General features: G+C 67.9%; 14 protein-coding genes. 3 read left to right on the top strand and 11 right to left on the bottom strand.

The annotated features are described in order from the left end of the window. Positions 1 to 15 precede the first annotated feature (15 nt). From ACFWH5_RS06410 to ACFWH5_RS06400, 3 genes are all read left to right on the top strand, one after another. On the top strand, positions 16 to 1,281 hold the full coding sequence (locus tag ACFWH5_RS06410) for an ROK family protein (RefSeq protein WP_378833004.1): 1,266 nt from the start codon (positions 16 to 18) through the stop codon (positions 1,279 to 1,281). 70 nt (positions 1,282 to 1,351) lie between these two features. Then, positions 1,352 to 1,765, top strand: a complete 414-nt coding sequence (locus ACFWH5_RS06405) for a hypothetical protein (RefSeq protein WP_378833002.1) — start codon at positions 1,352 to 1,354, stop codon at positions 1,763 to 1,765. A 37-nt stretch (positions 1,766 to 1,802) separates the two neighbouring features. Then, entirely contained in the window at positions 1,803 to 2,792 is a 990-nt protein-coding gene (locus ACFWH5_RS06400) for a restriction endonuclease subunit R (RefSeq protein ID WP_378833000.1), read from the top strand. A 57-nt stretch (positions 2,793 to 2,849) separates the two neighbouring features. On the opposite strand, the gene ACFWH5_RS06395 is transcribed toward ACFWH5_RS06400, so the two are convergent. The 11 genes from ACFWH5_RS06395 to ACFWH5_RS06345 form a co-directional block, all read right to left on the bottom strand. Then, positions 2,850 to 3,719, bottom strand: coding sequence for a ThuA domain-containing protein (locus ACFWH5_RS06395; RefSeq protein ID WP_378832998.1), 870 nt, complete (start codon positions 3,717 to 3,719; stop codon positions 2,850 to 2,852). Position 3,720: 1 nt separating this feature from the next. Further along, the gene (locus tag ACFWH5_RS06390) at positions 3,721 to 4,737 is read right to left on the bottom strand and encodes a sugar phosphate isomerase/epimerase family protein (RefSeq protein WP_378832996.1); all 1,017 of its coding nucleotides are present in this window, start codon (positions 4,735 to 4,737) and stop codon (positions 3,721 to 3,723) included. 63 nt (positions 4,738 to 4,800) lie between these two features. Continuing rightward, positions 4,801 to 5,943, bottom strand: a complete 1,143-nt coding sequence (locus ACFWH5_RS06385; RefSeq protein ID WP_378833557.1) for a Gfo/Idh/MocA family protein — start codon at positions 5,941 to 5,943, stop codon at positions 4,801 to 4,803. A 35-nt stretch (positions 5,944 to 5,978) separates the two neighbouring features. Further along, positions 5,979 to 6,395: a DUF6379 domain-containing protein gene (locus ACFWH5_RS06380; RefSeq protein ID WP_378832994.1), complete on the bottom strand. Its 417-nt coding sequence runs from the start codon at positions 6,393 to 6,395 to the stop codon at positions 5,979 to 5,981. Between the two features lie 19 nt (positions 6,396 to 6,414). After that, entirely contained in the window at positions 6,415 to 7,200 is a 786-nt protein-coding gene (locus ACFWH5_RS06375) for a nuclear transport factor 2 family protein (RefSeq protein WP_378832992.1), read from the bottom strand. A gap of 41 nt (positions 7,201 to 7,241) precedes the next feature. Continuing rightward, positions 7,242 to 8,291: a sugar phosphate isomerase/epimerase family protein gene (locus tag ACFWH5_RS06370; protein ID WP_378832990.1), complete on the bottom strand. Its 1,050-nt coding sequence runs from the start codon at positions 8,289 to 8,291 to the stop codon at positions 7,242 to 7,244. Positions 8,292 to 8,302: 11 nt separating this feature from the next. Beyond that, entirely contained in the window at positions 8,303 to 9,415 is a 1,113-nt protein-coding gene (locus ACFWH5_RS06365) for a sugar phosphate isomerase/epimerase family protein (protein ID WP_378832989.1), read from the bottom strand. Continuing rightward, the gene (locus ACFWH5_RS06360; protein ID WP_378832987.1) at positions 9,412 to 9,807 is read right to left on the bottom strand and encodes a DUF6379 domain-containing protein; all 396 of its coding nucleotides are present in this window, start codon (positions 9,805 to 9,807) and stop codon (positions 9,412 to 9,414) included. Before ACFWH5_RS06360 ends, ACFWH5_RS06365 begins: the two co-directional genes overlap by 4 nt. A gap of 104 nt (positions 9,808 to 9,911) precedes the next feature. Continuing rightward, entirely contained in the window at positions 9,912 to 11,429 is a 1,518-nt protein-coding gene (locus tag ACFWH5_RS06355; protein ID WP_378832985.1) for a GMC oxidoreductase, read from the bottom strand. Then, positions 11,426 to 12,220: a TIM barrel protein gene (locus ACFWH5_RS06350; RefSeq protein WP_378832983.1), complete on the bottom strand. Its 795-nt coding sequence runs from the start codon at positions 12,218 to 12,220 to the stop codon at positions 11,426 to 11,428. The genes ACFWH5_RS06355 and ACFWH5_RS06350 overlap by 4 nt, the downstream gene beginning before the upstream one ends. Positions 12,221 to 12,233: 13 nt before the next feature. Further along, on the bottom strand, positions 12,234 to 12,608 hold the full coding sequence (locus ACFWH5_RS06345) for a nuclear transport factor 2 family protein (protein WP_378832981.1): 375 nt from the start codon (positions 12,606 to 12,608) through the stop codon (positions 12,234 to 12,236). Position 12,609 lies beyond the last annotated feature (1 nt).

Raw genomic sequence — 12,609 nt, 5'->3', positions numbered from 1 at the left:
ATGTCAGGATGTGCCATGGCCAGCGAATCCACCCTCCGCTTCTCCGCCCAGACGGACGAGGTCACAAGTCTGCTTCGGATCGTCAACATGGTGCGCACGGGCGAGGCGACGACCAGGCCTGAGATCGGGCGCATCACCGGGCTCGGGCGCGGCGTCGTGACCCAGCGCATCGATCAGGCGATCGAGATGGGCTACCTGGCCGACAGCGAACTGGCCCCCTCGACCGGCGGTCGCTCGGCTCGCACGTTGCGCTTCCGCAGCGAGCAGGGGCTCGTCGTCGTCTGCGCGCTGGGAGCGCTGCACATCCGCGTGGGCATCGCCGATCTCGACGGCGCGCTCATCGCGCATGCGCACGAGGCGTGGGACATCGCCAGCGGTCCCGACAAGACGCTCGCCCGCGCCATGGAACTGGCCGACGGCCTGCTCGTCGAGCAGGGCGAGGCGCCGGTGTGGGCCGTCACCGTCGGCCTGCCGGGCCCTGTGGACTTCGCGACCGGACGGCCCGTGGCCCCGCCGATCATGCCGGGATGGAACGGCTTCGACGTGCGCGGCACGGTCGAGGAGCATTTCGATGCCCCCGCGTGGGTCGACAATGACGTGAACCTTCTCGTCTTCGGCGAGCGGGCGCGACGCCATGCCACCGAGGACGACCTGATCTACTGCAAGATCGGCTCGGGGATAGGGTCGGGACTTCTCTCGCAGGGCCGCGTGCACCGGGGAGCGAACGGCGCTGCGGGAGACATCGGGCACGTTCGCGTGAACGGCTCGAAGGAGCCGTGCCGCTGCGGCAAGGTGGGCTGCCTCGAGGCGGTGGCGGGAGGATGGGCGCTGGTGCGAGACGCCCGTCAGGCGATCGAAGCGGAGAACGCGACGGGGCAGCTGGCGGATGCGGTGCGAGGGGGCGCACCACTCACTCCCGAGGCCATCGCCAGAGCGGCGGAGAACGGCGACAGCCTCGCGATCGGCCTCGTGCAGAGTTCGGCGCGCGTGGTCGGCGAGGCGGCCGCGACACTGGTCAACGTCTTCAATCCGAAGGTCTTCATCATCGGCGGCGCGGCGGCCGCGGCCGGCGAGCTCTTCCTCGCCGAGGTCCGCCAGCGCGTGTACGAACTGTCCCTCCCCCTCGCCACGCGCGACCTCCAGATCGTGCCGTCCGTCAATGACGCGCAGGAGCCGCTCCGCGGAGGAGCGGCACTGGCGATAGAGACCCTTTTCGTGACCACGTTCCCGCGGTGGTTCTCGGGAGGTCGTCCCACGGTGCAGGTCACCGCCTCCGTCTGAGGTCCCCGGCTTCTTCCGGAATTCTGCATAAGTGTGTAGCTTATGTTCTGAAGCCCCACGAAGGAGTGACATGAGCCTCGCCATCCTGCGCGATGACGCACTGACCACGGAGACCGATGCCTCGGCCCTCCGTCTGTCCCTTCCCTGGATCCGCTCGCTTCCGCTCGCCTGTCTGCGAGATGTCGCTGTGTCGATCGACGGCTCTCCCGTCGAGGGCATCCGTGTCCGTCTCGCCGACCGGGACCTCGATCCGCGCGCGCTCGCAGACGTCGAGGCGTGGTGGCACGTGCAGGACCGCGTCGCGCTGACCGGCATCCCCCACCTGAGCCCCGGGGAGCATCACGTCGACGTGTCGTTCTCGCTGCTGATCCCGTACCTGCCCGGAGGACACGACGCGCCCCTCACACTGCCGTTCCGTGAGGATCGGCGCTGCGTGCTCGACGCTGTGGTCCCGCGCGCCGACGTGGCACGCGACGTCATCTGAACCGATTGCAACGCCCGATCGAAAGCGAGTGCTCACCATGCCCCTGCCCGAAGACTGGACGCTCACGGCGAGTGCGTTCAACTGGACCCCCGATGTCATCCGCGCTGAACGGACCGCCGAGGACATCGCCGTCTCCGTCGTCGCCGACGGCATCGCGTCGGCCATCGAGGTCGAGGCCGGGCAGGTGTGGCGGGGCTTCCCCTCGCCCACGACCGCCGAGGCGTCGGCGCTTCGCGAGCGTCTCGCCGCAGCGGGTGGCCGAGTGAGCATCGTCGGCGGCAGCATCGACGACTGGACGAGCGACGGCCGACGACGCACGGACCAGGAACGGTATGACTTCCTCGTGCCGCAGCTGCACGCCGCCCACCACGCCGGCGCCATCGGCGTGCGGCTGCCGATCGGCCAGTCCGGGCCTCGGCTGCTGGCGCGCCTCCTTCCGCTGCTGCACGACCTCGACCTCGTGCTGTTCGAAGAGGCGCAGGGCCAACAGGACCCACGCAGCGACGGGTATCGCGACGCGTTCGAGACCATCGCGGCGCTCGACGACCCGCACGTCCGGCTGCTCATCGACATCAGCATGCTGATGCCCTCACTGCCCGACAGCTATCTCGAGGTGCTGCGACGCGGCGGTGTCGACGGGGCGCTGCTCGCCCGACTGCGCACCGCCTGGCGGGATCCCGAGACGCACGACGCCGTCATCGACGCGCTGCGCAGCGGCAGTGTGCCTCCGGCGGTGCACACCATGTTCATGAACCTCGTCGTGCGGTTCGGCCGATCGGAGGCGTCGGACCTGCGCGATGTCCTCCCGTGGACCGCGGGCGTGCACCTGAAGTTCTGGGATCTCGACGACACCGACGGCCGGATCACACGCCCCATCGCCGAACTCGGCCGGGAACTGCGGGTCGCAGGATTCGCCGGCACGCTGTGCAGCGAGTGGGGTGGTCACGAATGGATCGAGGACGCGACTGCCGTGGACGCCACGCGACGCCACCTCGATCTCGCCCGCTCGGCACTGGTCGCGGCCTGAGCGCGGCGGCTCTGCTCGGAGCGACCGCGGAGGGCGGAGAGGAGCTTCTCGCCCCTCTCAGCCCTCCTGGTTGTAGTACGGCCAGGGCAGGAACCGACGCTCGCCGCGACGGTCGGGGCCCGTGAGGGAGATCTCGCCGTTCGCCGCCCACTCCACCCCGCGGGGGAACATGCGGATGAACTCGATGCGCCGGAACGTGTCGATGTCATGCCCCACCGTGATGGTGAAGCTGCGGCCCGCACCGTACTCGTTGATCCACGCCACGGGCTGGTGGGTGTTCACCCCCTGCATCCCGCTGAGCCCCTCTTCGGGGATGGCGACGGGGTAGTGCGTCATCGGCCACACCGGAGCGTTCTCGTACGACTCCAGGTCGTCGAACACCGTGAGCAGCACCTGCGCACCCTCGTACATCTCGACGCCCATGAGGATGTCGTCGCCCGTGACAGTCCACGAGGCGCTGATGCCTTCGGTGATCTCGTGGCGCGGTTCCGTCGTATGCAGGAGCGCTTCACCCCACGGGCGCGGACGAAGTCCCGTCCCAACGCTGAGCTTGGCTCCGCGCATGACGTTGTACTCCTCGGGGTAGCCCCAGTCGTCCTCCTGCACCGAGGAGCCGTGGAACCAGACGATGCCCTTTCCGTCGTCGTGCACGAACTTCAGCAGCGCGGCATCCGTCTCGGCTCCGAAGCCGACGGCCTTGTCGAAGAAGCCGTCCCTGCCCTCGAAGACGACGATCACGACGTCGTACTTGTCGATGATGTCCGACCCGAGACCGCGGGGGTCCTCGATCACGCGCACGCGGAAGCGCCCGGTGTCCTCGAGGAGTGCGGTGAGCCACTCGTTGTGCTTGCGGAAGCTGCGGAACTCGTTGTCGTGCTCCCTGGTCATGTGCCCCGAGAGGATGAGGGCGTTCAGAACGTCGGCCATGTCAATGCGATCCTTCGGCGTGAGTGGAGAATGCCGAGTCGAACGCGGCGTGCGGCGGAGTGATCTCGGCGAGCCTGCGGACGAACGCGAGCGCCTCGGGCCCTCCGACGAGTCGGTCCATGCCCGCGTCCTCCCACTCGACGCTCGTCGGCCCGTTGTAGCCGATGGCGTTCAGCGCGCGGAAGATCGGTTCCCAAGGGACCGCACCATGGCCGGTGGACACGAACGTCCACCCGCGACGTGGATTCGCCCACGGCAGATGCGAGCCCAGCACCCCGTTGCGCCCGTCGAGGTAGGTGACGGACTCCTTCACGTGAACGTGGAAGATGTGCTCGGCGAAATCGAGCACGAAGGCGACGGGGTCCAGTTGCTGCCACACGAAGTGCGACGGATCGAAGTTGAAGCCGAAGCTCTTCCGGTGCCCGATGGCCTCGAGCGCCGCCTTCGCAGTCCAGTAGTCGTAAGCGATCTCCGAGGGATGGACCTCCAGCGCGAAGCGCACGCCCACGTCCTCGAACACGTCGAGGATGGGGTTCCAGCGGTCGGCGAAGTCCTGGTATCCGGCGGCGATGAACGCATCGGATGCCGGCGGGAACATCGCCACGGCTTTCCAGATCGACGAGCCGGTGAAGCCCGTCACGGTCTTCACGCCGAGCTTCGCCGCGAATCGTGCGGTGTCCTTCAGATCCTCCGCAGCCCTCCGCCGCACACCTTCGGGGTCGCCGTCGCCCCAGACGCGGTCCGAGAGGATGTCGCGATGGCGCTCGTCGATCGGGTCGTCGCAGACCGCCTGCCCCGTCAGGTGGTTGGAGATCGTCCAGACCTGGAGGCCGTTGCGGTCGAGGATGTCCTTGCGGCTCTGCACGTACGCCTCGTCATCCCAGCGGGAGACATCGATGTGATCTCCCCACGATGCGATCTCGAGTCCGTCATAGCCCCATTCCCCGGCGAGGCGCGCCACCTCCTCGAAAGGCAGGTCGGCCCACTGGCCGGTGAAGAGGGTGATCGGTCTGGACATCGTCGTCTCCTTCTGGGTGGCTGCGCCTGTGTGAGAGATGGTCGGAACGCCGCGGGGCGGGGATCAGTGCACGCCGACCCAGCGGCTCTCCGCCGCGGCACTTCGTTCGACGGCGTCGAGTACGCGCTGCACCCGCACGCCCTCCTCGAAGGAGGGGTGCGGGTCCTCACCTGCCGCGATCGCCTCGATGAAGTCCTTCGCCTGGTGGACGAAGCCGTGCTCGTAGCCGAGCATGTGTCCGGCCGGCCACCATGCGGCGACGTAGGGGTGCTCCGCCTCGGTCACGAGGATACGGGTGAACCCCTGCAGCGCCGGGTCGACCGTGCGGTCGTAGAAGTGCAGCACGTTGAGGTCTTCGAGGTCGAAGCGGAGTGCGCCGCGATCGCCGGAGACCTCGATGGTCAACGCGTTCTTGCGACCTGTGGCGAAACGGCTGGCCTCGAACGAGACGAGTGCGCCGCTGTCCAGTCGTCCCGTGAAGATCGCCAGATCATCGACCGTGACGTCTCCGTAGCCCTCCCCCGCTGTGCCGCTGAGTCCGGAACCCGCACCCTGCACGGGTCGTCGCTTCACGATCGTCTCGACGGTGCCGGATACGCGCTCGACGTCGGAGCCGGTCACGAACTGCGTCATGTCGATGATGTGCGCGCCGATGTCGCCCAGCGCTCCGGAACCGGCGTGCTCCTTCTGCAGGCGCCATGCGAGGGGCATCTCCGGATCGACGAGCCAGTCCTGGCGGTACGTCGCCCGGATCTGCTGCACCGTACCGACCTTGCCGGCGGCGAGCAGATCCCGCAGCAGCGTCACGGCGGGGACCCGTCGATAGGTGAAACCGACCATCGAGCGGATGCCGCGCTCCCGCGCCTCCGTCGCCGCCGCCGCCATCGCCTCGGCTTCTGCGACCGTGTTGGCCATCGGCTTCTCGACGATGACGTGCTTGCCCGCCCGCAGCGCCGCGATCGCGATCTCCGCGTGGGAGTCGCCGGGGGTGACGATGTCGACGATGTCGATGTCATCGCGCTCGATGACCTCGCGCCAGTCGGTGGCGGTCTCCTGCCATCCCCACTGCGCCGCGGCATCCGCGACCGCCGAGGCGTTGCGCCCGACGAGGACGGCCATCTCCACAGCATCCGGCAGAGCGAACACGGCCGGGGCCTGCCGCCAGCCGACGGAGTGCGCGGCTCCCATGAAGCCGTAGCCGATCATGGCGACGCGCAGGGCGCCACCCTGACGTCGGGGGCTCACGCGAGCACCAGGGTGCGCTCGACCGGCACACGGTTGGTGACGTAGCGCCCGGGGCCGCCGTCGACGCCCGGCATGATCTGCATGTACAGCAGGCGCATGGTGAGCACGACCTCGACCGTGATCTCCGCACCCGCCTCGGGAACCTCGTCGAGCTCGACGAGCACGTCCGGCCGATCGGCGAGGAACCACAGCGTCTCGGACTGCTCGGGCAGCTCCTCGACGTGGTACTCGCGGCCTCCGAGGGCGAACCGGATGCGGTCGCGACCGACGTCCACGCCGTTCACGCGCACCTCGACATCGTCGACGGCCGACAGCCAGAGGCTCCGATACCAGGGGATCTGCACGGAGACCGAGATCCCGGATGCCGTGCGGCGCACGTCCGAGTCGGCGAACAGGGAGTTGTGGGTGGCCATGACGGCGCTCCTTCTGGTCTTACTTGAACGTGTCTTCGAAGGTGTCGTGCGGCACCGGTGGCACCGGTTCGAGCACCTGACGCGTCGTCGGGCTGTAAGGGTGGTACTCCGTCGGTACCGGCTCATCGGATTTCGGCATGAAGACGGGTCGGCCGTCGTCTCCGAAGTACATGAGGTCGAGATCGAATGCGTGCTGGTTCTTCTCGCCGAAGCTGATCCAGTTCTCCTCGAACGGCGCGCGCGTGAGCTCGTAGCAGCGGAACTTCCAGATCTTCCACTCGCCGTCCTGACGCAGGAAGTCGATCGCGTACTTGCACCAGACCCAGTGCGCCCAGACCCTCTTGCCGAGCACCTCCCCCGGTGAGTACATGTACTCGGGGCTCTCCTTCGCGACCTCGGGGTCGGTCAGGCCCGACTCGCTGCCGGCCATCAGCCACACGCCCTTCGCGGTCTGTCCGTCTGCGGCGACCTCGATGACCGGTGTGGTCGTGTAGTGGAGGATCAGCTTGCCCTCGGGAGTCGGACGCCCCTGGTGGTAGCGGATCACGCTGTCGTAGTCGGTGTACTGACCGGCGTTCGTATAGCGCGCGCGGATGCCCGGTGTCCCGCGCTTCACCCACAGCGGGATGATCTGCTCATCCTGGAACGCGTTGTGCAGGTACATGTAACGGTTGAAGAGGTTCTCGATCGCTCCTCGATCCTCGGCGCGCTGCGCGAGGCGCAGTGCGACCCCGACCTGCTCGCGCAGGTCGGCGATCTCGGACTGGAGCGACTCGACGGTGGGTTCGACGACGACGTCGGTCATGCTGCTCTCCTTCTGGTGGGTGATGCTCTCCGTGGTGGCGATCAGACCCGTGCGGATGCCGGCGCGTCGGCGACGGCATCCTCGATCGCTGCGCGCATGAGCGCGTGCTGCTTCTTCACGAGGTCGATCGGGTCGGACTCACCCAGGTCGCTGAACGCGTGCCCCTCCCACTCGCTGGAGAGGAACCCCTGATAGCCGCCCTTCACGAACTGCCGAACGATGCGCGGGATGTCCATCGCGGGCTCTTCGCCGTCGGCACCGATGTCGTAGAACTTCGCGTGCACATGGAAGATCTGCGGCATGATGTCCAGCCACTCCTCCGCGGGGACGAGCCCGTGCATGTTGAAGGCGAGCCGGGTGAACGGTCCGAAACGCAGCGGGTCCACGCCCTCGCCGGACAGGTAGTCCTCGAACTTCTGGTTGCGGACATGCATCGGCGTGGGCTCGTGCCAGATCTCGTCCATGACGGGGAAGTGCTTCTCGTCCATCCCCATCTGACCGAGTGTGCGCAGCAGCGTCGGCGACAGGCTGTGCATGGTCGACGAGAAGTCGGCCGTGAAGCCGAGGCGGTCGCTGCCGAGCTCTTCGTAGAGCTCGCGGATGCCGATCACCTTGGGGTCGTTCGGACCCTGCGGCGCGTGGATCTCGTAGCCGAGGTGCTGGTCGTACTTCTCGGCGAGCGGCAGCAGACTGCGCAGCAGCTCTCTGCCCGCCGAGCGGATGACGATCGTGCGGAAGCCGAGCGTGTTCGCCGTCTTGAGCTGCCGCGCAAGGAAATCGTGCTCCTCGTCCGGCGTCATGTCCCGGTCCTTGCGCCGCCCCATGTCGAGATTGGTGCCGACAGCGCTCGGCTCGAGACCGTACCTCTCCAGCGAGTCGAACCAGAGCTTCACGAACTCGTCGTCCACGTCGGGATATGTGCGCAGCAACTGCGCGATGTTGAACTCCACACCCGGGCCGATGCCGTTCTCCGCGACGGCGGCGATGAGCGTCTCGGGGGTGTAGTGACCGGCCGCGAACTCGCTGGTCAGCGAGTACAGCGTGGTTCCCAGGCGGATGCCGGTGCCGGCGATGCCGTTCTCCTCAGTCATGTCCTGTCCTCTCAGCTGCGGGCGAGTGCCTGATGGCCGGCGTGGTGGGTGGCGAGCACGGAACGCGCCTCGGCGGCGTCCGTGATCATGCGCGATCCGGAGTCCTCGGCGGCCGAGCGCTGGACGGCCTGCTCGCCGGCGATGATGTCGAACGGACTCTGCCAGTGGTTCCAGTGCCAGCCCTCGTACTCGCTCGAGATCGCCCCCGAATATCCGCTCTCGACCAGCAGTCGGATGAGGTCGCGCACCGGGACGGACGGCTCTTCGCCGTTCTCGTCGATGCCGAAGAACTTGCCGTGCACGTGACGGACCCAGGGCATGATCTCGAGCCAGTCGTCGACACGGGCCGGGCCGAAGAGACCTGTGCCGTTGATGGCGAAGTCGATGCCGAGCTCGGGACGGCCGTGCTGTGCGGCGAGGCCGATGAACCGGCCGAAGCGCTGGCCGTGCTCGGCCTGGTCTGCCGGCGGACCTTGCTCGTAGAACTCGTCCCACAGCGAGACGACGGCCGCGCGCAGTTCGTCGCTGGCACCCCTGCGGCGGTACGCCTCGAGCAGCGACGGCGCGAAGCCGGACACGGTCGCACCCCAGTCCATCGTGAATCCGAGAAGCGGCGAGCCGATCTTCTCGTAGCGGTCCCGGAGCGCGAGGATGCGCGGGTGCGACGCGTACTGGTCGGCATGCACCTCGAGCGCGAGCGTGACGCCGAACTTCTCGGCCACGGGCACGAGCTGCTCCATCGAGTCCGGCGTGATCGAGATCTGCACGCGGGCGACGGGGAATCCGAGTCTCGCCGTCGCCTCGATCTGGCGGCTCATGTACTCGATCAGCTCCTCCTGCGTGAGCAGGCGGTCGCGGCGGAGCCCGATGTCCGCGTTCACGGCGATCGACGTCGGAACGAGGTCGACCTCCTGCAGCAGGTCGCGGAACGAGCCGACGAAGCGGTCGTCGAGGTCGGGGAACCCGCGGAAGCTCGAGAACCCGATGATCTCGATACCGGGGCCGTATCCGTCGGCGGCGACCTTGCGGACCAGGCCCTCGAGGTCGTATTCGCGCCCGTGGAACGCGCGGGTGAAGCTGTAGAGGGTCACTCCCTGGATCGGTGTTCCCCGCTGCCCGGTCATGCCGCCACCGCCTTCATGGTCTTGACGTCGTGCTCCTCGATGTGGAGCACCTCGCTGTCGCTGATGACGATGTACGGGATGTACAGGGTCAGATCCACCCCGACTTCGTGGTCCGTGTCGGCGTCGATCGGGAGCTCTCCTGACAGCACGGCCGAGTCGGCGGGGAACCACCAGCTCTCGACGTTGGCGGCGAGCTCGTCGAACGTGAACGTCGTGCCGTTCATCTCCCAGCGCAGCGACTCGGTCGGCACGGGCGTGCCGTCGATGGTCAGGCCCGCCTGACCGATGCACGATGCCGGCAGCGCGCGGTACCACGGCACCCGCACTTCGACGGCGACACGCCTGCCGTCCGTCGTGAGCGTTCCCTGCTCGATGATGCGGTCGGGAATCACCGGGACCTCCTCGTCGTGAGAGCATCCGCTCTCTTCTTTCTTATTCCTGCAGTTTAATGTCTGATTCAGACATAAGCAATGGGTCGGGATTTCCGTCTCCGGGATCACAGAGATTCCGCAATCCTCCGCGCGCCGCGAACCGCGAGGGCGACGGAGGTGAGTGTCGGATTGCACGCCGTCGAGGTCGGGATCACGCCATTCCCCGCGACGTACAGCCCTTGCGTCCCCCACACCTCGCTCCAGGGATCGCAAACGCTCTCGCCGTCGTCGGTCACACCCATCCGCGTGGTGCCCTGATAGTGCAGGGAGGCCCCGAGAGGAAGCGTGAACGGGTGCTCGCCGAGCGGCTCGCCGACAGCGGCCGCCAGACGGACGATCTCCGCGCGCGCCTGTTCGAGCACCTCATGGTCGCGGGTGGTGAGGGTGTAGCGGATCCGCGGCGCGGGCAGTCCGTAGCCGTCGAGATGCTCGTCCGAGAACTCGATGCGATCCTCCCGCCGAAGGTCCTTGGCGCAGAACAGTCCGAGACCGACGATCGACCCGGGGACGACCGGATCGTCCTCGGCGAGAGGGATCGGCGACGCATCCAGCTGCATGACCTGCCCGTGGAAGGGTTTGGCGTCGGTGTAAGGGATCCACGTCACGCCGCTCGTGGCGCTGATGCCCGCGGCCGGGGGTGCTCCGTCTCCGGGCTCCGCCGCGGCGTCGAGGATGCGCGTCGCGTAGACGACCTGGGTCTGGTCGTTGAGGTATCTCCCCAGAGCATCCGGACGGATGCCGGACGCCCAGAGCAGCTGCGGCGTCCGCAGCGCATCCGCTCCGACGACCACGACGCGGGCGCGGACCTCGTGCTCCTCACCTGACCTTCGGTCGCTCACCCGTACTCCCGTCGTGCGCCCCTCCTCGACGATCACCGCGGTGACGAGGGACTCGTCGAACAGCGTGAAGTTCGCGTTGGAGCGGGTCTCGGCGCCGAACACGACGTCCGATCCCGACCAGACGAGTGCGCCGTCGGCGCGACGGTGCACGGCGAGCGGCATCCTCTGCACGCGCGCATGAGGCTCTCGTCCGGCGTCCGCCGTCGCGGCGAGGCGCTCGCGCACCAGGTCGCTGAACGGGGCGCCCTCGAAGGCATCGGTGGTGACGCCGAGGAGTCGATCGGCCTCGCCGAGCAGTTCGTCCAGGTCGTCGACGAAGTCGATGCGCTCCGACTCGTTCGGACGGGGGCAGGCGCCGGTCCAGTGCGCCGACATCCCACCGACGTTGCTCGACATCGCGGCGACGGGGAGGCCGTCCTCACCGTCGGCGGCGAAGCCGTCTTCGAGCAGGAACGTGCCGGGACGGCCCCGTCGCTCACCGCTTTTGACCGCTCCGGGAGAATCCACCGTGGCGGCCGAGCCGCCCCGCGGACCCTCGGATCGACGCTGGGCGTCGGCGCGACGGGTGGGATCGGCGATGTTCCGCACGTGCGCGCCAGGCGGGTCCGTGACCGTCGGTCCGACCTCGAACAGAGCGATGCGGGCGTCGGGGGCCCTCTCCGAGAGCACGCGCGCGTAGGCAGCACCGGCTGGGCCGCTGCCGACGATGATGACGTCGACCTCGGCCGGATACGAGCGGTTCATGCGCTCGCCGCCACCTCGACGATGTGCCGGACGGAGGCAGCGCTCTCGGTCGTGGGGTAGTACTCGAGGCCGATCGGTCCGTCGTAACCCGACGCCCGCAGCCACCCGAGCCTCTCGACCCAGTCGATCGATCCCGTCCCCGGCTCTGCGCGCCCCGGCGCATCCGCGAGCTGGGCGTAGCGGATCAGATCGCCTCCCTCGGCGAGCACCTCCTGCATGTCCTCACCCTCGACCGCGGAGTGATAGATGTCGTAGAGCACGCCGAAGAACGGCGAGGCGACGCCCTTCGCGACGTAGACCGCCTCGCTCGTCCGGTCCAGCAGTGACCCGGGGTGGTCGACACGGACGTTCACCGGCTCGAGCACCAGGGTGATGCCCGATCCCTCGATCTGCGCGATCGCCTTCTGATAGATCTCGATGAGCTTGTCGAGCTGCACCTGGCGCTTCCATCCGCCGAATCCGGTGCCGCTCCCGACGACCATGCGCGGTGTACCGAGCTCGGTCGCGATCTCCACGCCCTCGTCGAGCTTCCGGAAGAACTCCGAATGGTCCCACGGCGGGATCATGAACTGCGTGCGCGGCTCGGCGAGCTGCGCTTCGAGTCGGGTTCCCGTCTCCTCCAGCGCCGCCTTGAGCGCCGGGATGTCCTTCGGGGAGCTCGGCGCATCGACACCGGTGGGTCCCCACATCTCGACGGAGGTGAAGCCCGCGGCCGCCGCAGCGCGCACGCGGTCGTGATAGTCGCCCGCCTCGGTGAAGAGAAGCTCGATGTTGGGTGCCAGCTGGTACATGATTTCCTTCTGCTCAGAACATGGGGTGGTCGTGGACGGATGCGGCGGGCACGGGTTGCAGGACATCCCAGTGCTCGACGATGACGCCGTCCTCGAAGCGATAGATGTCGGCGACGGCGGCATCGGGCGCGCCCGGTCGCGAGGCCTTCACGTGCACCATCGCGAGGTCGCCGTCGACGATCGTGCGCTGGATCTCGAAGCGCGCTTCGGGTGAACCGTCGAACTTCGGTGTCAGCATCTCGATCGCCGCCGCTGGCCCGTCGGAGACGTTCGGATTGTGCTGTCGGTAGTCGTCGGAGACGAGCAGGGCGAACGCATCCGCCACTCGCTTCTCGGTGTAGAACAGCCGGCAGAACTCCTCGAACGCGGCGCGATTGTCGTTCGGCATC

The organism is Microbacterium sp. NPDC058345, from assembly GCF_042723855.1.
GTDB lineage: Bacteria > Actinomycetota > Actinomycetes > Actinomycetales > Microbacteriaceae > Microbacterium.
Note: the sequence above shows the minus strand (reverse complement) of the source record. Positions and strands in the feature narration are given on the sequence as shown.